The 22,666-nt window shown below is 42.3% G+C and carries 11 protein-coding genes, 2 tRNA genes and 3 rRNA genes; 8 read left to right on the top strand and 8 right to left on the bottom strand.

The features are described from left to right. Positions 1 to 47: 47 nt before the first annotated feature. The 3 genes from QZL88_RS13830 to prfB all read right to left on the bottom strand — a co-directional run bounded on the left by QZL88_RS13830 (position 48) and on the right by prfB (position 5,299). Positions 48 to 1,241, bottom strand: coding sequence for a low temperature requirement protein A (locus QZL88_RS13830; RefSeq protein ID WP_296941975.1), 1,194 nt, complete (start codon positions 1,239 to 1,241; stop codon positions 48 to 50). Positions 1,242 to 1,368: 127 nt separating this feature from the next. Then, complete coding sequence (locus tag QZL88_RS13825; protein ID WP_296941973.1) at positions 1,369 to 4,137, bottom strand: prolyl oligopeptidase family serine peptidase; 2,769 nt, start codon at positions 4,135 to 4,137, stop codon at positions 1,369 to 1,371. 48 nt (positions 4,138 to 4,185) lie between these two features. Further along, positions 4,186 to 5,299, bottom strand: a protein-coding gene (gene prfB, locus QZL88_RS13820) for a peptide chain release factor 2 (protein ID WP_296941971.1) whose coding sequence is annotated in 2 segments (ribosomal slippage) — positions 4,186 to 5,235 and positions 5,237 to 5,299 — 1,113 coding nt in all. Because the reading frame shifts where the segments join, the coding sequence is not laid out codon by codon here. A gap of 610 nt (positions 5,300 to 5,909) precedes the next feature. Here prfB and QZL88_RS13815 point away from each other — a divergent pair. From QZL88_RS13815 to QZL88_RS13795, 5 genes are all read left to right on the top strand, one after another. Continuing rightward, entirely contained in the window at positions 5,910 to 7,229 is a 1,320-nt protein-coding gene (locus tag QZL88_RS13815) for a gluconate:H+ symporter (RefSeq protein WP_296941969.1), read from the top strand. Positions 7,230 to 7,260: 31 nt separating this feature from the next. Continuing rightward, a complete protein-coding gene (locus QZL88_RS13810; RefSeq protein ID WP_296941968.1) occupies positions 7,261 to 7,731 on the top strand; it encodes a RidA family protein in 471 nt (156 codons plus the stop codon). Positions 7,732 to 8,030: 299 nt separating this feature from the next. Beyond that, the gene (locus QZL88_RS13805; protein ID WP_296941967.1) at positions 8,031 to 9,134 is read left to right on the top strand and encodes a D-TA family PLP-dependent enzyme; all 1,104 of its coding nucleotides are present in this window, start codon (positions 8,031 to 8,033) and stop codon (positions 9,132 to 9,134) included. Positions 9,135 to 9,232: 98 nt separating this feature from the next. Continuing rightward, a complete protein-coding gene (locus QZL88_RS13800; RefSeq protein WP_296941966.1) occupies positions 9,233 to 10,315 on the top strand; it encodes a membrane dipeptidase in 1,083 nt (360 codons plus the stop codon). A gap of 131 nt (positions 10,316 to 10,446) precedes the next feature. After that, positions 10,447 to 11,223, top strand: coding sequence for a Cof-type HAD-IIB family hydrolase (locus tag QZL88_RS13795; RefSeq protein ID WP_296941965.1), 777 nt, complete (start codon positions 10,447 to 10,449; stop codon positions 11,221 to 11,223). A gap of 232 nt (positions 11,224 to 11,455) precedes the next feature. Here the strand turns inward: QZL88_RS13795 and rrf are convergent. The 5 genes from rrf to QZL88_RS13770 all read right to left on the bottom strand — a co-directional run bounded on the left by rrf (position 11,456) and on the right by QZL88_RS13770 (position 16,791). Continuing rightward, positions 11,456 to 11,564, bottom strand: a 5S ribosomal RNA gene (gene rrf, locus QZL88_RS13790). 176 nt (positions 11,565 to 11,740) lie between these two features. After that, positions 11,741 to 14,629, bottom strand: a 23S ribosomal RNA gene (locus QZL88_RS13785). 185 nt (positions 14,630 to 14,814) lie between these two features. Continuing rightward, positions 14,815 to 14,888 (bottom strand) — tRNA-Ala (locus QZL88_RS13780). A 103-nt stretch (positions 14,889 to 14,991) separates the two neighbouring features. Then, a tRNA-Ile gene (locus QZL88_RS13775) sits at positions 14,992 to 15,065 on the bottom strand. Between the two features lie 199 nt (positions 15,066 to 15,264). After that, a 16S ribosomal RNA gene (locus QZL88_RS13770) occupies positions 15,265 to 16,791 on the bottom strand. Together the 16S, 23S and 5S rRNA genes with 2 tRNA genes alongside form the textbook arrangement of a ribosomal RNA operon. A 510-nt stretch (positions 16,792 to 17,301) precedes the next feature. On the opposite strand from QZL88_RS13770, the gene QZL88_RS13765 reads away from it, so the two are divergent. The 3 genes from QZL88_RS13765 (at position 17,302) to QZL88_RS13755 (ending at position 22,588) form a co-directional block, all read left to right on the top strand. Next, a complete protein-coding gene (locus QZL88_RS13765; protein WP_296941964.1) occupies positions 17,302 to 19,359 on the top strand; it encodes an acetate--CoA ligase in 2,058 nt (685 codons plus the stop codon). A 369-nt stretch (positions 19,360 to 19,728) separates the two neighbouring features. After that, the gene (locus QZL88_RS13760; RefSeq protein WP_296941963.1) at positions 19,729 to 20,553 is read left to right on the top strand and encodes an ROK family protein; all 825 of its coding nucleotides are present in this window, start codon (positions 19,729 to 19,731) and stop codon (positions 20,551 to 20,553) included. A 52-nt stretch (positions 20,554 to 20,605) separates the two neighbouring features. Next, a complete protein-coding gene (locus tag QZL88_RS13755; RefSeq protein ID WP_296941962.1) occupies positions 20,606 to 22,588 on the top strand; it encodes a glucosamine-6-phosphate deaminase in 1,983 nt (660 codons plus the stop codon). Positions 22,589 to 22,666 lie beyond the last annotated feature (78 nt).

Raw genomic sequence — 22,666 nt, 5'->3', positions numbered from 1 at the left:
TTTTTAGTTTGTAGTTTATTTATAAACGTCCTGCAGTTGCATATTGTTTATCCTTTTATTTTCTTCTGGCCTTTCTTTTTAGAATCAACCACTTCATAAATACTGATAAACACAAATATAGATACAGACAATGCATTGCAGACAATAAGGTTTAGATAAGGACTAAACAGAATAAGGACAACTAAAGCCATAATCGCTACAATATGAGACTTTGCTATAATCCTGCATGTAAACCATTTATATACCATATTTGCAATCAGGTAAATGATCGGCCCTACGATTACTACAAATACTGCAGATGCAGTCATATGTCCCAACGGATGATTGACCACCAGTTCATCTCCTACCGCACAAAGTATCAACGCACCCACTAAGATAACATGTATCGAGTGATATTTCAAGCCCAGCAAGCCCGGATTATCCACTTTCATTATTTTTTCCGCTCCGGCTTCGCTGCTTGCATCGAAATAAATCCACCACATAGCCAGACTACTGACGAATGATATAAGCGCCGCTAAAACAACAGGAGCTGTCCAGACTTCGATTTCACTTAATGAAGCGCCGGACATCAAAATCGTTTCCCCGAAAGCGATGATAACAAACAGCTGACTTCTTTCAGTCAGATGATGCCCGTCTATTGTCCAGTCTTTAGCCGAGTCTGAACGTCCAAAAAACGGGAGGTAAAAGCCGAACATAGGTGCGGTATAATCACACAGGACAGCTATCGCCCATAATAACAGCCGCATATCCCCTGCCTGAAAAGCTCCGATGATCCAAAAGACTGCCGATATGATAAACCAGCCGAATATACGGGTGTAATTTGGTGTTAACTGATGCTTCCTGCCTAGCATAAATAAAATGGACGCCGTACGTCCCACCTGAATGACCACATAACAAAAGGCAAATATCCATCCCCTTTCTCCAAAAGCCTCCGGAATGGCTGCCGCAACCAATAGCCCGATCATCATCAGCACAAACAGGATACCTCTTATGCTGCGGATATTCGGGTCGAACCAGTTTGTCATCCACGTAGTATGCTGCCAGCCGAGCCATACCGCAAACCAGAGTACGGCACTTTGCAAAAAGCCTGTCCAGTTCAAATGATGCAAAAAGTAATGAGATAACTGTGTTACAGCAAATACATATATAAGATCGAAAAGCAGCTCAGAGAAAGAAACAGTAGCAATTCCGTCACCACGCTTGCGCAAGAGAGAATGAGAAGTATGTGAAGAGTGAGCCATAAGCTAATATAATTTATTAGATTGAGTTATGTAATTAACGATTTGATTTATGCTTTGTTCAAAAACAATAAGACATAAAAAAGACAGACTAAAAAAGTCTGTCTTCTCCTATATATTTTCAATATCTTCATTCCAGATCGAAGCCATAATTCCGGCCTTTTTCTGTAGCCGGCACACCAGTCTTCATCCATACAGGCATCGGGTCGCCTTTCAGGTAATGGTCGAAAAATTGCTGCAAACGTATGCTCAGGTCTTTGGTATTTCTCCGTTCTTTCAGATTGTGCGCCTCATTATTGTATTGAAGCATCCATACCGGCTTCTGTAAACGGCGGAGAGCCATAAAATATTCGATACCCTGATACCACGGCACAGCGCCGTCTTTATCGTTATGCATGATAAGCAAAGGAGTCTGCACTTTATCGGCAAAGAAGATTGGAGAATTTTCTTTATACAGTTCCGGAGCCTCCCACATGGTAGCACCTATGCGCGACTGCGTCTGCTCATACTGGAACTGGCGGCTCATTCCCGTATCCCAACGGATGCCACCATATGCACTGAACATATTAGATACAGGCGCTCCGGCTCCCGCAGCTTTAAACATATTGGTACGGGTAATCAGGTAAGCTGTCTGGTAGCCACCCCAGCTTTGTCCTTGTATAGCCATATTATTTTTATCCACCCATGGGTTCTCAGCCAGTTTTTGCGCACCGGAAACGACAGCGTTATAGGCACTCTCGCCGGGATGACCTGTTGTATATACTATATCAGGCGTAAATACAATATAGCCCCTGCTGCAATAAAACGGGATATTGATAATGGAACGGCTGGGCGCAGGAGGAAAATACTGATAAAGATTATCGGTATGCTGCTCATAGAAGTAAATCATTACAGGATATTTCTTTGCAGGATCAAAATCTTCGGGCTTATATACAATACCCTGAGTTGTCTTACCATCAAACATGGTCCACGACACTAACTCTGCCGTACCCCAGTTGTATTCTTTCATCTGTGGATTGATATCCGACAATTTCGCATCTGTCTTCCATCGATCGGTAGTTACATATAGATCGGGTGAAGTGTTGAAATTGCTTTTCGTAAAACAATATACATCCTTATCTTTTGCCTTTACCAGCGTAGTATATGTATATTTACCCATTATCAGAGGAACTACTTTCGATTTATTCCATTCATAAAATCCGGCTTCCTTACTGGTCTCATCAAAAGCAGAGAGTAATAATTTTTCATCGGGTTTTATAAAGCGGCTTTCCGGGTCAGTCTTAATATATCGGAGTACGGTTTTCTTTTCGCGTCCAGTCCCCTTTGTCAGATTTTCGGGTCTCTTTACACCCTCAGGATCAAGCTTCCATATATCGTATCTGTCGTAAACCAGAACGGCCGCATCATTTTCCATCCATGCTGCAGGGCCATATGGATAAGGCTGTATCGGTGTATCTGTTTTTTCATTCCAGAAGTTTACGCCAAGGCCATCTGTCAGACATACTTCTTTTCCTGTTTTCGAGGAATAAGCATAGTATTTTTTATCTTGAGGAGTATACCATAAAAGATAATTGCCTTGGGGAGAGAAATAAATCCGTCCTTCTAATCCCGTTTTTATTTGCTTCTTTGTATTATTCTCCAGATCGAAAAGCCAGATATCATTTCTCGATCCTGCCCAAAGATCCCATTGCTGCTCAATTTCATATTTGAGGTCAGAAACTCCCAATGCATATTTTCCGTTATTCTCTCCTGAGATATTTACTTCGGGAATATCTTCGGTTGCCAACTGATAAAACTTATTATTGTTTAAATCTATATATGAGAGATAAGTTTGTTTGTTTTTCTTTTCCAGTTGAACCAGCTGCATGGGCTGTATCTGTGGTTCCTGCCAATGCCAAAGGTCGAGTTGAGCCTTTTCAAAATCAGGGATAGTTGTATCTTTTGGCAATTTCACGGGTGCAGTACCTAATAGCAAGCGCTTCTCATCTTTACTGAAAATAGGCGAGTAGTTCTCGCTCACACTCCATTTATCAGGCATTCCTGAAACATTTTTATCTGCAATAAGTTTTGCCGAATCCAATGCCGTATCGAAATAAAACAGGCTGTAATCCTTGGTTTCTTTCTTTACGCTATCGGCTGTGGCAAGAAAAGTAAGTTTACTTCCGGACTCCGACAATGCAAGATTTTTATATATTGTCTTTCCTGTCGACACTGTTCTCTTATCCAGAGTACTCAGGTTGATGAATAATACTCCCGCTTTATTTACTGTATCTTTGGCATTCGGTTTCAGTATTGTTGCAAGACTTTTACCGTTGCGGCTGAATACATATTCGGTCGCATGTTTGATTGTATCTTCTTTTGCCGAATAAAGATTACGGAAGATAAGTGAATATGCCTTTATGTCTTTCTTGTCCTTTACTTTTATTGTATCGTCCAATGTGTAGGCAATATAGTCGGAATAGTCTTTTCCCAGCTTATAACTCTTCACATTCGGTATTTTAGACAGAGTAAATTTATCGAGGGATATTATCACCAAAGAGTCTTTAGGCAATTTCTCATCGGCCGTTTTCTTTATCTTTGCCTGACGGGTTACAGCGTAAGGTGCTTTTATCTGAGCTACTACATTCTTCTGGTCAGGAGTAATAGTATATGTATAACCACGGTGAAGGATAAGTTCCTTTTGGCTTTTCAGATTCCGGATGAGGAGATAATCGTCTCCCTCCTGTTCCTTTACTACGACAACGCTATACTTTCCGTCATTTGTTATTTCGATATTGGAAAGGCTTTTCCATGTATCATAAACAGAATGGTCTAACACTTTCTTCTGCGCTATTCCCGGCATTGCTGCCAATAATGCAATGCACAGAACAGCACTCATCCGATATGCTTTCCTGATCATAATTAAGGTCATTTTAGGGTATAATTGTGAAATGAAAAAGAAACCTTTTCAGGCTTCTTCTCCATACTCCATTAAATATGCTTTGATAAAATCGTCCAGGTCACCATCCATTACAGCATTCACATTCGATGTCTGGTAGTTTGTACGATGGTCTTTCACACGGCGGTCGTCGAATACATAGCTGCGGATTTGCGAACCCCATTCTATTTTCTTCTTACCGGCCTCTATCTTCGACTGTTCGCGACTACGTCTTTCCAGTTCCATTTCGTACAACTGCGATTTCAGCAAACGGATCGCATTGTCCTTGTTTCCGAACTGGGAACGGCTTTCTGTATTCTCTATTACGATTTCTTTCTCTTCTCCTGTCTCAGGATCTTTGTATTTATAGTGCAGGCGAACCCCGGTCTCCACTTTATTTACATTCTGGCCTCCGGCTCCACTGGAACGGAACGTATCCCATGTAATGTCGGACTGATTTACTTCTATCTCGATAGTATCGTCGACTAAGGGTACTACATAGACCGAAGCAAATGAGGTCATACGTTTGCCCTGAGCGTTATATGGCGATACACGAACAAGACGGTGCACGCCGTTCTCCGACTTCAGATAACCGTATGCATACTCGCCTTCGACCTGTAATGTAGCTGTTTTAATACCGGCTTCATCTCCATCCTGCCAATGGGTGATGGTTGTTTTATAACCTCTGGCATCGCACCATCGCTGGTACATACGGAAGAGCATCGAAGCCCAGTCCTGCCCTTCGGTACCTCCGGCTCCACTGTTTATTTTCAACACTGCACCGAGCTTATCTTCTTCGCGGCGAAGCATATTTTTTAGTTCCAGATTTTCTACAAGTTTCACGGCATTCTCATATGCTGCATCTACTTCTTCTTCGGAAGTTACTCCTTCTTTCTGGAAATCAAATGCTAACTGTAATTCTTCAGCTGCACCTTTTACTTCTTCGTATCCTTCTATCCAGCCTTTGAGTCCGCGGATAATCTTCATTTGGGTTTCCGCAGCCTTTGCATCGTCCCAAAAACCAGGTGCATGCGTTCTTAATTCTTCTTCTTCGAGTTGTATTTTTTTCGCATCGACGTCAAAGATGCCTCCTTAACGCTTCCTCGCGTTCCAACACTTCTTTGAGTTGGTCTGATGTAATCATAAGTTACCTTTTAAGTTATTACTAAATTGAGATGCAAAGGTAAAAATAAGTTGTAAGTTACGGGTTATAAGTTATAAGTATTTTGTAATGTGATAAAATAGTGTGTATGTTTCTTTTTTAATTCGAATCAGTAGTTTTGTTTAAATGTTGAATTATTTTATACTACGCGCAATCAGAGATTGCTTGTGTTCCTTTTGAATACGCTTTGCTCCGTCGAACGTTGTTTGCCCACAGACCATAAAAGGAACCAAAAACGCTTTAGCGCCCCCCTTCAAAGGCCGACCCGCCCGTGAAGCCTACGGCACAGGCTGACGCACTATCGGGACAAAGCCCAAAATAAGGATAAGCCCGGAAGGGCACGGCAGAGATGAGATAAGATTAGAACAAAAAATAACGAAGGAGTGTAGCCATGTAGAAAAGAATTGAACGTCTCCACATATCAGCCAAAACATTTAAACTATTCCCTCTCCTTAATGCATAAATGTTAATTAACACCTGCTCGCTTGATTTATTAAAGATATTCGTTACATTTGACATATTGAAAAAACACATTTGAACCCATTCAGAGCTACAATATAGCTTGAACCTCAAATATATAAAACCTTGAGCAATGTCTTTTATCATTATCATCCTAAGTCTGGCACTGCTTATCGTGCTGATTTCATATTTTAAAGTCAACGCATTTCTGTCATTTCTGATAGTATCCATTCTTGCCGGAGTAGCATTAGGCATTCCGTTAGAAAACCTTCCTGTGTCGGTAAACAATGGCATAGGGGCTATCATGAAAGACCTTACCCTGATTATCGTATTAGGCGCAATGCTAGGTAAACTTGTTGCAGAGAGTGGAGCCGCACAGAAAATAGCCGATGTAATGGTCGCCGCTTTTGGGACGAAGTACATTCAATGGGGACTGATGATCACAGGTTTCATTGTCGGTATTCCTCTTTTCTACGGGATTGGTTTTGTACTCCTTGTCCCCCTCATTTTTTCGATAGTATATAAATATAAGTTGCCTGCTGTATATATTGGTTTACCGATGCTGGCAGCACTGTCCGTAACACACGGATTCTTACCTCCTCACCCATCGCCTGTAGCTTTAGTTTCGATGTTTAAAGCTGATATTGGGATGACTTTAATTTATGGCCTCATTGTAGCTATCCCCGCAATTATTCTCGCTGGTCCTGTTTTTTCGAAAACACTCAAGAATATAAAATCAGGTCCTGTAACCCTGTTTGAGCAAAAAGAGACTTCCGGAAATTTTGGAACACCGGGTAAAGCAAATAGTTTTATCAGTGCAACATTACCTGTATTTCTATTGATATTAGTGACGGTTATACCACTATGCCTTCCAAATATGAGCACGGGGATAAAATCCTTTATATCATTTATCGGTGCTCCGTCACTGGTTATGCTTATAGCAGTTATTGCTGCCACATACACTTTAGGTATCAGGCAAGGCAGGAGTATCAAAGAAGTAATGGATATATATGGCGATGCAGTGAAAGATATTGCCATGATACTGCTTATTATTGCCGGAGCAGGTATCTTCAAGCAAATAATGGAAGACAGTGGTGTGAGTACCCAGCTGGCGAATAGTCTGGAGCAATTACCTGTTCACCCGCTTATTCTAGGATGGCTGATCGCAGCCATTATCAGGGGGTGTGTCGGTTCGGCTACAGTAGCAGCCCTTACTGCTGCGGGAGTCATCATGCCGTTGGTTATCCAATCGGGAGTGAATCCGAATCTGATGGTTTTATCGTTGGGCGCAGGCAGTTTAATGTTTTCGCATGTGAACGATGCCGGCTTCTGGATGTTTAAAGAATATTTCAACCTGAGTCTGAAAGATACAATCAAATCATGGTCGGTGATGGAAGCGATTGTATCCATTGCAGGATTGATAGGTGTATTATTACTAAGTTTTATCATTTAAAAAAAATATCAATAATTAAAACAATAAACTGATGAGTATTTACAATGCTGACGAACAATTTGGAAAATTAGGTCTGACACTTCCTCCGGCTCCGGCTCCCAAAGGAGTATACAAGCCTTGCATTATAGACGGAAAATATCTTTATCTGTCGGGGCATGGCCCTGTACAGGATGATAAATCTTTAATTATCGGACGGATAGGTAGAGAACTTTCTCAAGAAGAAGGTAAGCTGGCTGCACGCCAAGTAGGACTAACAATGTTGTCTACAATCAAAACCAACCTTGGTAGCCTGAATAAAGTGAGACGGGTGATAAAAGTATTGGGAATGGTAAATTGCACTCCCGATTTTGAGCATCATCCATATATCATCAACGGATGTAGCGAGCTCTTTGCTTCGGTATGGGGTGAAGAGAATGGCGTAGGAACGAGAAGTGCAGTAGGATTTGGTTCTTTACCGGATAATATTCCGGTCGAGATAGAAGCTTTGTTTGAATTATACTGATATATTTTTATCTATACAATTTAGCTGATAGCTCTTTGAGCATTTTAAGTATTAAGTAAAAAGTTGACAGGTCAAAAAGTGTAATTTTTGTCAAGTTTTGAGAAAAAAGTAATACTTATAGAATAGTAGAAAAAGTGTTACATGTGTTACCTTTTGCACCTTAGTGTTTTTGCGAGAGACTTTTCACTACGAAGTAAAGAGAGTTACACAGAGTTTTTTAAAAAGAAAATGATAAGATAAAAAAACTGAAAAATGTGTCAAGTTTGTCAGGTTTTAACAATATACATTTAAATAAAATTATGGCTGATTGGTATAAAATAAGCAATATAGAACAGATCGATTCCCCTGCCCTTGCGGTATATCCGGAACGGATTCAGGAGAATATAGATTTGGTAATACAAATAGCCGGGGGTACAGATAAACTCCGCCCTCATGTGAAAACAAATAAGATGGGGGAAGTTTGTGCCATGATGCTAAAATCGGGTATCACCAAATATAAATGTGCGACTATTGCCGAAGCAGAAATGCTGGCATTAGTGAACGCACCGGATGTATTGTTAGCATACCAGCCTGTAGGCCCCAAAATCGCACGCCTGATAGAATTGATAAAAGCATATCCTGATACACGGTTTTCATGCCTTGTAGACAATGAAGAAAATGCAAAAATCATCTCCGGTTTATGCAGAGAAAATAATATCACATTAGATATCTTCATCGATCTTAACATCGGGATGAACAGGACAGGGATCAAGCCCGAAAAAGCAATAGATCTGGTCAAATCGATTATAGATTTGCCTCAGATTCGTATCGCAGGATTACATGGCTATGACGGGCATATACACGATGAAGACATAGAGACACGCCGTAAAAACAGCGATATTTCATATGCTTTAGCTGAAAAGGTATATAAGAAAATCAAGCCGCTGCTCCCCTATCCTATCATCCTGGTTATGGGGGGAACGCCGACATTCCCTATACATACACACCGTGAGAATTGCGAGTGTAGTCCGGGTACGTTTGTATTCTGGGACTGGGGATACAAACATATGCTTGAAGACTTGCCTTTCAGATATGCAGCAGTAGTTATCAGCAGGGTGATTTCTATTATTGACTCAACACATATATGCATTGATTTAGGGTATAAGTCTGTTGGAGCCGAAAATCCACTACCGAGAGTCCATTTTTTAAATGCAAGTGAAGCAACACCTATTGCTCAAAGTGAAGAACATCTCGTATTAAGTGTTCCTGACAGTAATATATATCGGATAGGAACTGTCTTATACGGAATTCCGGTTCATATATGCCCCACTGTTGCTTTATACGACAAGGCATATGTGATAGATCATAATGAGAAAACAAACGAATGGAAAATAATAGCAAGAAACCGTTTTATAAACTATTAAGCAATTGATAATAATTAATAGCATGTTGATGTTACGAGCGAATATTTATTCGCCCCTACATGCCGATAAATCCTTTATACAACTTAAATCTTAATAAAATGTCTAAACTATTTTTCGTAGATGCACATCTCGACCTTAGTATGAATGCCCTGGAATGGAACAGGGATTTACGCTGGCCGGTCGAAGAAATTAACAAGAGTGAAGCAGGTATGACCGACAAGCCTGACAGGTCAAGGGCAACAACAACATTACCCGAACTGAGAAAAGGGAATATTGGTTTGGTCGTAGCCACACAGATAGGGCGAGTTATAGAAAAGAACGGCTCTCTACCCGGTGCGGGCTGGCACTCCCCCGAACAGGCGTGGGCGCAAACCCAAGGTCAGTTAGCCTGGTACAAAACCATGGAGGAAGAAGGACAGATGGTGATGATAAGAGACAAAGAATCTTTAGAAAAGCATCTGGCTCTATGGATGAATGACGAACCGAATGACAATAAACCGATAGGTTATATTTTAAGCCTTGAAGGAGCAGATTCAATTGTAAATGTAAGTTATATAGAAAGAGCTTACAACTATGGATTGAGAGCTATCGGCCCGGCTCATTACGGTCCCGGGAGGTATGCGAATGGGACAGACTCTTCGGGGCGTCTCAATCAAATGGCGATAGAATTATTGAAAGAAATGGATCGCTTGGGCATGATTCTCGATGCAACACATCTTAACGATGATGCATTCTGGCATGCACTGGAAATATATAAAGGAAATATTTGGGCCAGCCATAACAATTGCCGGGCATTTGTGGACCATAACCGACAGTTCAGTGATGAAATGATTAAAGCGCTGATTGAACGCGGAGCTGTTATCGGAATAGCACTGGATGCATGGATGATGGTTCCCAACTGGGTTCGTGGTGTCTCCACACCTGAGGGAATGAACTGCAATCTGGAAATAATGATAAATAATATAGACCGTGTTTGTCAGATAGCAGGAAATACTGATCACGCAGCAGTAGGAAGCGATCTCGATGGCGCTTTTGGCACGGAACAATGCCCGCATGATCTGAAAACAATTGCCGACTTACAGAAAATTCCACAGATGTTGAAAAACAGAGGATATAGTGATGACGATATTGAGAAAATAGCGTCCGGAAACTGGATTCGCTTTATGAAGAAAGCTCTGTAAAACATACAGAGAACGATAATCTATAAAAGACCTGAAAATTGAGATTCAGGTCTTTCATTATTAGACAGACAGGATATCCTGCTTATATTTTGTACTTTTGTCTAAGTTATCTAACACAATTAATTCACTTCATGATAAAAGCAATATTTTTTGACATAGACGGTACATTAGTAAGTTTCAAAACCCACCGCATGCCTGAGTCTACAGTCAAGGCAATTGAGGAGATCCGTAAAAAAGGGATAAAAGTATTTGTTGCTACCGGACGACATTTTTCAGCAATCAATAATTTAGGAGATGTGTCCTTTGATGGTTATATTACAATGAATGGCTGCTATTGCCTTGCCGGGAAAGACAAGGTTATATTTAAACAAAGCATTCCTCAATCTGACATTGAAACTTTCATCGATTATCTGGAAAATATCGATCCATTTCCTTGTCTATTTGTTGAAGAGAATAAGCTATCTGTAAATATGGTGAATACAGATGTTCAATATTTATTCAAGCTCCTGAATTTTATAGAAATACCGACCCAACCATTAGAATACTACAGAGATAAAGAATTATTCCAACTAACCGCATTCTTTACAAAAGAACAAGAAGAACAAGTCATGCAATCTTTACCTAACGGTAGTGCTATGCGTTGGTATCCCACATTTGCAGACGTAATATCAACAGGTATCGACAAGGGTGTAGGAATTGATCGGATCGGTGAATATTTTGGTTTTACAGCCAGCGAAACAATCGCTTTTGGCGATGGCGGCAATGATGTAGAAATGCTTCGTCATGCCGGAATTGGAGTAGCGATGGGAAATGCCGATAACTCGGTTAAAAGTATAGCAGATTATGTAACGGATTCTGTTGATAATGATGGCATATTAAAAGCTTTGCAACACTTCAATATCATTTAAAGGTAAAACTCCATCCAATAAAAAACTAAGATTCTAAAAAGTGTATATTCTGGATTCTATTTTATCTATACATAGAATAAGCACCCATATTGCGCAATCCCAGCTCTTTGAAATATTTTTTTTAGATAAAAGTCTTCGGAAATACATATAGCTATCAGTATGATAATCCATGTGGTATCTATCAACACAAAAAAAGTCCCTCACTGCTATTAGTGAAGGACTTCTCTTCTTAAAACGGCGGTAACCTACTCTCCCACTTGCGCAGTACCATCGGCACGACCGGGCTTAACTTCTCTGTTCGGAATGGGAAGAGGTGGAGCCCCGGTGTTATAACCACCTGAATGCTTTTTATAGTGGATAGTTGATAGTGGACAATGGTTTATATGTAACTGTCAACTCTCAATTTTCAACTATATTGACTGATGTAAAAGAGTAAGTATTGTTATGATTATTGTCTAATATAGCAAACCTCTGGTTTGTTGTTCGGTGCCAGTTTACTACGGTGAGTCTACTGGCACCATTGAAAGCGTCCGGGCAATTAGTACTACTCGGCTATGACATTGCTGCCTTTACACCTGTAGCCTATCTAGGTCGTAGTCTACAACCACCCTTAATGGATATCTTATCTTGAAGTCGGCTTCGTACTTAGATGCTTTCAGCACTTATCCAATCCGGACTTAGCTACCCGGCGATGCTCCTGGCGGAACAACCGGTAGACCAGGGGTCCGTCCAACACGGTCCTCTCGTACTAGTGTCAGATCTCCGCAAATATCCTGCGCCCACGATAGATAGAGACCGAACTGTCTCACGACGTTCTGAACCCAGCTCGCGTGCCACTTTAATGGGCGAACAGCCCAACCCTTGGGACCTGCTCCAGCCCCAGGATGTGACGAGCCGACATCGAGGTGCCAAACCATTCCGTCGATATGAGCTCTTGGGAATGATCAGCCTGTTATCCCCGGAGTACCTTTTATCCTTTGAGCGATGGCCATTCCATACTGAAACCACCGGATCACTATGCTCTAGTTTCCTACCTGATCGACTTGTGGGTCTCTCAGTCAAGCGTGCTTATACCATTACACTCTACGAACGGTTACCAATCGTCCTGAGCACACCTTTAGAAGCCTCCGTTACTCTTTTGGAGGCGACCACCCCAGTCAAACTACCCACCATACACTGTTCCTGCATCCGCAGGTTAGATTCCAAACAATTAAAGGGCCGTATTTCAAGGTTGGCTCCACAAGTACTAGCGTACCCGCTTCATAGCCTCCGGCCTATCCTACACATCAAGTGCCCAGAATCAATGTAAAGCTATAGTAAAGGTTCACGGGGTCTTTTCGTCCCATCGCGGGTAATCGGCATCTTCACCGATACTACAATTTCACCGAGATCACAGTTGAGACAGTGTCAAGATCATTACACCATTCGTGCAGGTCGGAACTTACCCGACAAGGAATTTCGCTACCTTAGGACCGTTATAGTTACGGCCGCCGTTTACTGGGGCTTCAATTCAATGCTTCTGATTGCTCATGACATCTCCTCTTAACCTTCCAGCACCGGGCAGGTGTCAGGCTATATACGTCTTCTTTCAAATTTGCATAGCCATGTGTTTTTGTTAAACAGTTGCCTTGACCTATTCTCTGCGGCCAGCCGTGAAGCTGGCACCCTTTATCCCGAAGTTACAGGGTCATTTTGCCTAATTCCTTAACTGTGAATCGCTCGAGCGCCTTAGTATTTTCAACCCGACTACGTGTGTCCGTTTGTGGTACGGTTGCTATATAGATTAGCGTTTAGCGGTTTTTCTAGGCAGTCTGTTTACCTGCATTATCTACGCTCCCGAAGGATTGTAGTACTATCAGTTTCAACTCTCACGGCGGATTTGCCTACCGTAATCAACGTCTACTTCCTTTAACCAAGTAATCCGTCACTTGGCAGCAGTGTCACTCCTGCGTCCCCACATAACTCTAGATAACAGTACCGGAATATTAACCGGTTCTTCCATCGGCTTCGCCGTTCGGCTACACCTTAGGGTCCGACTTACCCTGATCCGATTAGCGTTGATCAGGAAACCTTAGTCTTTCGGCGAGGGGGTTTCTCACCCCCTTTATCGTTACTTATACCTACATTTGCTTTTCTACACGCTCCAGAAAGGCTTACGCCTCGCCTTCAACGCTGAGTAGAATGCTCCCCTACCGATAATATTTTATCCCATAGCTTCGGTAACATGTTTATGCCCGATTATTATCCACGCACGACCACTCGACTAGTGAGCTGTTACGCACTCTTTAAATGAATGGCTGCTTCCAAGCCAACATCCTAGCTGTCTTAGTAGTCATACTTCGTTAATTCAACTGAACATGTATTTGGGGACCTTAGCTGATGGTCTGGGTTCTTTCCCTCTCGGACATGGACCTTAGCACCCATGCCCTCACTCCCGGTATTAACTTATGCCCATTCGGAGTTTATCTGGACTTGATAGGCGGCGAAGCCCTCGCATCCAATCAGTCGCTCTACCTGACATAAGTAATTCGCCGAGGCTGCACCTAAATGCATTTCGGGGAGTACGAGCTATCTCCAAGTTTGATTAGCCTTTCACCCCTACCCTCAGGTCATCCGAAAGCTTTTCAACGCTTACCGGTTCGGTCCTCCATTTGGTGTTACCCAAACTTCAACCTGCCCAAGGGTAGATCACTTGGTTTCGCGTCTACTCCTACTGACTAAAGCGCCCTGTTAAGACTTGCTTTCGCTTCGGCTGCGTACATCTTTGTACTTAACCTTGCCAGTAAGAGTAACTCGTAGGTTCATTATGCAAAAGGCACGCCGTCACAATTTAATGCTCCGACCGCTTGTAGGCACATGGTTTCAGGGTCTCTTTCACTCCTCTGTTCGAGGTGCTTTTCACCTTTCCCTCACGGTACTGGTTCACTATCGGTCTCTCAGGAGTATTTAGCCTTACCGGATGGTCCCGGCAGATTCACACAGGATTTCTCGTGTCCCGCGCTACTCAGGATACTGCTAGGCTTCGGATATGATTCGTATACGGGATTATCACCCTCTATGATCGTTCTTTCCAAAACGTTCTACTTCAAATCGTTCTTGCCACAGCGCAGTCCTACAACCCCGGTATTGCCTAAACAATACCGGTTTGGGCTCTTCCCATTTCGCTCGCCACTACTTTGGGAATCATTTTTATTTTCTTTTCCTACGGGTACTTAGATGTTTCAGTTCCCCGCGTTTGCTCACTACATACATAGTGTAATATCCTCTTCGGATATTGGGTTGCCCCATTCGGAAATCCACGGATCAAGGGTTATTTGCACCTTCCCGTAGCTTATCGCAGCTTATCACGTCCTTCTTCGCCTCTGAGAGCCTAGGCATCCCCCATGTGCCCTTTCCTACTTTCTTTTTTTCTATCTAATAAACTCCCCGAAGGGGGCTTATTAGCAGGGTTTGATAGATTATATCATAATCTAACTTTACTTGCTCTTTTTTTACATCATGTCAAAGATCGTTTTTCTAATTGAGAATGGATAGTGGATAGTTGACAGTTCTTTTTGTCAATTATTAATTGTCAATCCTCAATTGAAAGTGTGGAGAATAACGGATTCGAACCGTTGACCCCCTGCGTGCAAGGCAGGTGCTCTAGCCAGCTGAGCTAATCCCCCGTAAGGTAATTAATAATGATGAATTAATAATTAAGAATTGGTTTTTACCGTTATTGTTAATTGTTAACTGTTAATTATTAATTGCGATGCCTCTGCATTGCGGTAGTCCCAGGCAGATTTGAACTGCCGACCTCTACATTATCAGTGTAGCGCTCTAACCAACTGAGCTATAGGACTGGCGGTTCTGCCTGAAACTGATTGCCAGCTTCTTGGTTTCTCTTGGTCAGTGAACAGTGAGCAGTGAACAGTTAACAGTATATTTAAACTCTAACCCTCTACCTACTCCCGTAAACTGAGTATATCTTAAAACAACAACATCATTTAAGAGTGCAGCACCTTTTTTTAAAGGTCTACCCAACTCGAACAGTATCTCCAGAAAGGAGGTGTTCCAGCCGCACCTTCCGGTACGGCTACCTTGTTACGACTTAGCCCCAGTCACCGGTTTTACCCTAGGACGCTCCTTGCGGTTACGCACTTCAGATACCCCCAGCTTCCATGGCTTGACGGGCGGTGTGTACAAGGCCCGGGAACGTATTCACCGCGCCATGGCTGATGCGCGATTACTAGCGAATCCAGCTTCACGGAGTCGAGTTGCAGACTCCGATCCGAACTGGGAGTGGCTTTGGAGATTAGCATCTTGTCACCAAGTAGCTGCCCTTTGTACCACCCATTGTAACACGTGTGTCGCCCCGGACGTAAGGGCCGTGCTGATTTGACGTCATCCACACCTTCCTCGCATCTTACGACGGCAGTCTTGTTAGAGTCCTCAGCTTGACCTGTTAGTAACTAACAATGTGGGTTGCGCTCGTTATGGCACTTAAGCCGACACCTCACGGCACGAGCTGACGACAACCATGCAGCACCTACACATCTGCTATTGCTAGCTTACAAGTTTCCTCGTAATTCAGATGCATTTCAAGCCCGGGTAAGGTTCCTCGCGTATCATCGAATTAAACCACATGTTCCTCCGCTTGTGCGGGCCCCCGTCAATTCCTTTGAGTTTCACCGTTGCCGGCGTACTCCCCAGGTGGATTACTTATCGCTTTCGCTTAGTCACATACGGTATATCGCATACAACTAGTAATCATCGTTTACGGCGTGGACTACCAGGGTATCTAATCCTGTTTGATCCCCACGCTTTCGTGCTTGAGCGTCAGTTATAGCTTAGTAAGCTGCCTACGCAATCGGAGTTCCTCGTTATATCTAAGCATGTCACCGCTACACAACGAATTCCGCCTACTTCATCTATACTCAAGACTCCCAGTTTCAACGGCAGTTCCAACGTTAAGCGTTGGGATTTCACCGCTGACTTAAAAGCCCGCCTGCGCACCCTTTAAACCCAATAAATCCGGATAACGCTCGCATCCTCCGTATTACCGCGGCTGCTGGCACGGAGTTAGCCGATGCTTATTCATCAGGTACATGCAATAAGTTACTCGTAACTCTTTTTATTCCCTGATAAAAGAAGTTTACAACCCATAAGGCAGTCTTCCTTCACGCGATTTGGCTGGTTCAGGCTCTCGCCCATTGACCAATATTCCTCACTGCTGCCTCCCGTAGGAGTCTGGTCCGTGTCTCAGTTCCAGTGTGGGGGACAAACCTCTCAGTTCCCCTATCCATCGTTGGATTGGTGAGCCGTTACCTCACCAACTTCCTAATGGAACGCATGCCCATCTACAACCGATAAATCTTTAACAAATATTCCCATGCGGGACCCCTGTTTTATGCGGTATTAGTCCGAATTTCTCCGGGTTATTCCCCTGTTGTAGGTAGGTTGCATACGCGTTACTCACCCGTGCGCCGGTCGCCATCTAAGTATTGCTACTCTCTGCTGCCCCTCGACTTGCATGTGTTAGGCCTATCGCTAGCGTTCATCCTGAGCCAGGATCAAACTCTTCTTTGTATATTCTTTTTTTTAAGTCTTTTGATCCTGTTCAAGCTTTTTTTATTACTATTGGGTAATAGTAATTGACGGTAGCACCTTTTTTAACTATCTCTAGTTTTTTCGGATCTTTAATTTAATAAAAACCCAAATTGTGTACTACACTCTATAATGTTGTTATTTCATTTCCTTCAAAGACCTCTCTCTTTCCCTACGCAAACACCCTTCTTTAAGCGTGCCCTTTAGTGGTAAAGCGGGTGCAAAAGTAGGAAACAATTCATTACACTCCAAACTTTAGATAACCTTTTTTTAAAATATTTTTTAGACAAAGTAGACTTAGCGCAAGTATACGCCTAGAATACAACATGTTGTTAAACATAAAAAAGTTTACATAAAATAGCAAAATAGTTTTGAAAGCGACCTTCCATAAACAAGTTCAACTATTTTTATGTTTTATATTATATATATGGTAGCTTTAGATATCATATAAATCACTATTTTTACGCAAAATAACACCAAAATAACCGATTTATGATCTATGAACAGCTAACCAACCCTAAAAGCATCGTAGTAGTGGGCGCTTCTGATAACATTTTGAAACCTGGAGGCAGTGTTTTACACAATTTAACCACGGGTACATTCGACAAAGATTTATATGTTGTCAACGCCAGAGGTGGCTTAATACAGGGCACAAAAGCATATATAAGCATTGAGGATATCCCGCAAACTGACCTGGCTATCATTTCAGTTCCAGCAAGCCAATGCCTACAAACCGTGGAATATCTGGCTAAGGAAAAAGGAGTAAAAGCCTTTATCGTTTTCTCGGCAGGATTTAGTGAGGAGTCTGAAGATGGGGCTAAATTGGAAAAGGAATTAGTAAACATAGTCAATAAAGCCGAGGCAATCATGATAGGCCCTAACTGCTCGGGCTACTTCAACACTAAACATCAGAGCATTTTTACCCGTCCGATCCCAAACCTGGACCCTCAAGGTGTAGATATCATATCCAGTTCGGGGGGCACTATTACATATATTATAGAATCAGCTATGCGGATTGGCCTAAGATTCAATTCTGCATGGTCGATAGGAAACGCAGCGCAGGTAGGCGTTGAAGACATCCTGGAATTCTTGGACAACGAATTCGACCCAGAATACAGCCCCAAGATCAAACTATTATACCTGGAAAAAATAGCAGACCCAGACCGCTTCCTCAACCATTCTGCATCCCTCATCCGCAAAGGATGCAAAATCGCCGCCATAAAATCAGGGAGTTCCAGTTCAGGCAGCCGGGCAGCCTCATCACACACCGGAGCCATAGCAAGTTCTGATTCTGCCGTGGAAGCACTCTTCAGAAAAGCAGGAATCATTCGCTGCTACTCCAGAGAAGAACTGGCCAATGTAGCTGCCGTACTCACCCTTAAAGAAATAAAAGGGCGAAATTTGGCCATCATCACTCAAGCTGGGGGACCGGCAGTAATTCTAACCGATGCCCTATCGAAAGGAAATATTGACGTTCCGGAGATGAATAAAGAACTCGCAGCTGAGCTAAAAAAACACCTTCTACCCGGAGCAGCTGTATCCAACCCCATAGATATTATCGGAACAGGAACAGGGGAACACATGGCTACCTGCATTGATTTTTGCGAAAAACGCTTCAAAGAAATTGATGGCATTGCCGTTATATATGGCAATCCGGGTGTAAGCAATGTGGCTGAGGCCTATGAAATATTGGACCAAAAAATAAAAACATGCAAGCTACCCATATACCCTATCCTACCTTCAGTCATCGCGGCTTCGCAAGAAATGGATAACTTCGTCAAAAAAGGACATGTAAACTTTACTGATGAATACGCCCTGGCAAATGCCTTATCAAAGGTAGTGTCGTGGACTCCCCCATCGGTAGGGAAAATGGAGGACATAAAAATAGACATACCACGCATCAGAAACATTATAGACAATACCTCTGATGGATATATAGACAGTGACACAATCAGACAATTGTTCGATGCAGCCGGAATACCTCAGGTACAAGAACTGGTTACTAATAATGACGAGGAGGCTATCAGCTTTGCAAACAAAATAGGTTATCCAATTGTAGCGAAGTGTGTCGGCCCGGTACACAAGTCGGATGTTGGAGGCGTAGTCCTTAACATAAGATCTGACGACCATCTTGCCCTTGAGTTTGACAGACTCATGAAAATACCGGAAACCACCGAAGTAATGATACAACCTATGCTTTCGGGGCAAGAACTATTTATAGGGGCAAAATATGAATCAAAATATGGACATATTGTTTTGTGCGGCTTGGGCGGAATCTTCGTAGAAATATTGAAGGATGTGGCTTCGGGGCTCGCCCCTTTAAGTTTCAACGAAGCATCATCCATGATACGCTCCCTCAGGGCCTATAAAATAATCCAGGGAACCAGAGGGCAAAAGGGACTAAACGAGAAATTATTCACAGAGATAATTGTCCGGCTATCTATTCTACTAAGATTTGCTACCGAGATAAAGGAAATGGACATCAATCCTCTACTGGCAAATGAAGATAAAGTAATAGCAGTAGATGCCAGAATAAGAATAGAAAAATAAAAAGGCACACCCAGCTCAACACACAATAGGCAGCGCTTATCTAAAAATAAGCGCTGTTTATTTTACACAATAGCCCAAAATAATAAAGATACTATAGACTTAAGCAAACCAGCCACTCCCCTTACACTTTAATAAGTGGCGCAATCTTCAACAAAATTCAACCAACCGAACAATCTTTTACTTTTAGATGTTAATTAACAATTGATTTGCTGTTTTTCCTCTTTAGAAGTATATATTTGTAATATTATTATGGAAAACAAAGAGATGATCTGATTAAGTATCATTCACAGCTAAAGACAATACTTTAAGATAAGCTATAATATTAATTTTAGTTAGTCATCTCAAATTAACGTACTACATCTTAACATTATGAGAATTGGAATAGACATAGATGGCACGAGCATGCGGTTAGGAATTGTTGATGGAGGTCAAATATTCCGCAAATTAGTGGTTCCCACAAAAGCCGACGAACCCGAGGGCGTCATCATAGACCACCTGATAGAAACGATCGGCACAATAATAAACTCTAACATTCGCGGCATAGGAATAGGCGTTTCTGGCATTGTCAAAACCAGTAAAGGAATCATACAGGATGCGATCAACATTCCGTCATGGAAAAAGGTACCTTTAAAAGATATCCTTGAAAAAGAATTCAGAATCCCGGTTTTTGTAAACAATGACTCCAACTGCTTCGCTTTTGGAGAACGCTACTATGGGGAAGGCACTCTTTACCGTGACATTGTCTGCGTAACGCTAAGTATCGGAGTGGGAGCGGGTATTATCATAAACAATGAGTTATACAACGGATATAATACAGGAGCCGGAGAAATAGGAAGTCTCCCCTATCTGTACTCCGACTATGAACGCTATTGCGGACAGAAGTTTTTTGTACGCAATAATACAACCGCTCAAGAGGCATACGAACTAGCCTTGCAAGGAGATGACAAAATGCTGGCCCTTTGGAACGAACTCGGCGAACATATAGGCAACCTTATGAAAACTATTCTTTTCACCTATGATCCTCAGGCTATTATATTAGGAGGCAATATTGTGAAAGGATACGAACTTTTTGCAGATAATATGTATGAAAGCGTATATAAATTCCCCTTCAAGGAAACTGTTGAGCGGGTAAAAATACTTTTATCCAAGAAGGAAGATATCAACCTGCTCGGAGCCGCAGCCCTGGTTGTTTAAGCCATTTAATAAGAATGTTTATTCATAAATAATTATATATAAAACCTTTGATATGAGATTAGATTTAAGTTCGCAAATTGTATTGGACAGAGTACCCCTGCGCTACTACCGTCCTGAAAATGAATTTGAGCTATCTGCCCTGACCCGCTACGAAAAAGTGCCCACCGAGGTTTATGAGTCCTCTGTAGAGGCATCTTTGCATATAGCGAGAGAAATAGCCAAAAAAATAAAGGAAAAACAAGCTACGGGATTACCGTTTGTGCTTGCCCTCCCTGGAGGACATTCCCCTCAAACTATCTATCAGGAACTTATCCGTTTACATAAAGAAGAAAATTTAAGCTTTAAAAACGTAATTGTATTTAATATATACGAGTTTTATCCTATAGCACCTCAATCCAACAGCAATCTGAAACTATTAAAAGAATCCCTGCTGGATTATGTTGATATAGATCTTAAAAACGTATATTCTCCTGATGGTTCCGTGTCGAAAGAGGAAATACTGAACTACTGCAAAACATATGAGCAAACCATCCACAATGTAGGAGGAATAGATTATCTTCTGCTAGGGTTGGGACGTGCGGGTAATATTGGCATTAACATTGCCGGCTCGAGCATGAATTCACAAACCCGCCTGATCCTATTGGACGTACAGTCTAAGAAAGAGGCTGTCAATACATTCGGGACTATAGATAAAGTACCTGTCAGCGCCGTCACAATGGGTGTAGCTACAATCATGAAAGCGAAAGAGATAGCCCTGATCGCCTGGGGTGAAGATAAAGCCGGAAGCGTTAAAGATGTGGTGGAAGGAACCATGTCAGATGCCATACCTGCTTCGTGCCTGCAAGCCCATGAAAATGCGAAAGTACATATCGACCTGAATGCAGCTTTTGAACTCACACGCATCAACCATCCATGGCTGGTAACAAACTGTGATTGGAACAATAAACTTATCCGTAGAGCTATTGTATGGTTATGCTTCAAAGTGAACAAGCCGATACTGAAGCTGACGAACAAGGACTATCAGGACAACGGACTGGAAGAACTTTTGGCTCTATATGGCTCTGCATATAATGTAAACATTAAGATATTCAATGACCTGCAACATACAATAACAGGTTGGCCGGGTGGAAAACCGAATGCCGATGATACCAATCGTCCGGAAAGAGCAAAACCATATCCTAAACGCGTCATAATTTTCAGTCCTCACCCTGATGATGATGTGATCTCTATGGGAGGAACTTTCAAAAGACTAGTGGATCAAAAACACGATGTACATGTTGCTTATCAGACATCGGGAAACATCGCCGTAGGCGATGAAGAGGTTATTCGCTATGTATCTTTCCTTGAGGATGTAAGAAGAAAATATGATGCAGGTAATGAGGCTCTGAAAAAGAAATATGCGGATATACTCCAATATCTGCTACACGACAAGGACGAAGAAGATATAGACACTCCGGACATTTTGTTCCTGAAAGGACATATCCGTCGTCAGGAGGCAACTACTGCCTGCCGCTATGTAGGTATGGATACGCACAAAACGACCTTCCTTGATCTTCCGTTCTATGAAACAGGGCGTATCAAGAAAAACCCTATATCAGAGGCCGATGTGAAAATAGTGAAACAATATCTGGAATCGGTTCAGCCTCATGAAGTATTTGTTGCAGGAGACCTGGCCGACCCACACGGAACACATAAAGTATGTCTCGATGCCATCCTGGCAGCAGTAGATGAGTTAAAGGGTGCAGAATGGCTCAAAGACTGCCGCTTCTGGATGTACCGTGGTGCATGGGCCGAATGGGAAATAGACCATATAGAAATGGCTGTACCTATCTCTCCTGAAGAACTCCGTTCTAAACGGAATGCGATCCTAAAACATCAATCGCAAATGGAAAGCGCACCGTTCTTAGGAAATGACGAACGCTTGTTCTGGCAGCGTTCCGAAGACAGGAACAAGGCTACAGCAGAACTGTACCGCCAGTTAGGACTTGCCTCGTATGAAGCAATTGAAGCCTTTGTAGAATATCATCCTCTATAGATTATAGTTAAAAGGCAAGCCTTTCTGGATATAAGAGCTATCTTTGGAAGGTTTGTCTTATTTTTTGCCATAATATAA

Origin of the sequence: uncultured Dysgonomonas sp. (assembly GCF_900079725.1) — a bacterium.
In the GTDB taxonomy this organism is placed as follows: domain Bacteria; phylum Bacteroidota; class Bacteroidia; order Bacteroidales; family Dysgonomonadaceae; genus Dysgonomonas.
Note: the sequence above shows the minus strand (reverse complement) of the source record. Positions and strands in the feature narration are given on the sequence as shown.

What these genes read in the sequence shown, in the direction of transcription:
- QZL88_RS13830 (WP_296941975.1), bottom strand. Translation starts at nt 1,241, where the DNA reads ATGGCTCACTCTTCACATACTTCTCATTCTCTCTTGCGCAAGCGTGGT.
- QZL88_RS13825 (WP_296941973.1), bottom strand. Translation starts at nt 4,137, where the DNA reads ATGATCAGGAAAGCATATCGGATGAGTGCTGTTCTGTGCATTGCATTA.
- QZL88_RS13815 (WP_296941969.1), top strand. Translation starts at nt 5,910, where the DNA reads ATGTCTTTTATCATTATCATCCTAAGTCTGGCACTGCTTATCGTGCTG.
- QZL88_RS13810 (WP_296941968.1), top strand. Translation starts at nt 7,261, where the DNA reads ATGAGTATTTACAATGCTGACGAACAATTTGGAAAATTAGGTCTGACA.
- QZL88_RS13805 (WP_296941967.1), top strand. Translation starts at nt 8,031, where the DNA reads ATGGCTGATTGGTATAAAATAAGCAATATAGAACAGATCGATTCCCCT.
- QZL88_RS13800 (WP_296941966.1), top strand. Translation starts at nt 9,233, where the DNA reads ATGTCTAAACTATTTTTCGTAGATGCACATCTCGACCTTAGTATGAAT.
- QZL88_RS13795 (WP_296941965.1), top strand. Translation starts at nt 10,447, where the DNA reads ATGATAAAAGCAATATTTTTTGACATAGACGGTACATTAGTAAGTTTC.
- QZL88_RS13765 (WP_296941964.1), top strand. Translation starts at nt 17,302, where the DNA reads ATGATCTATGAACAGCTAACCAACCCTAAAAGCATCGTAGTAGTGGGC.
- QZL88_RS13760 (WP_296941963.1), top strand. Translation starts at nt 19,729, where the DNA reads ATGAGAATTGGAATAGACATAGATGGCACGAGCATGCGGTTAGGAATT.
- QZL88_RS13755 (WP_296941962.1), top strand. Translation starts at nt 20,606, where the DNA reads ATGAGATTAGATTTAAGTTCGCAAATTGTATTGGACAGAGTACCCCTG.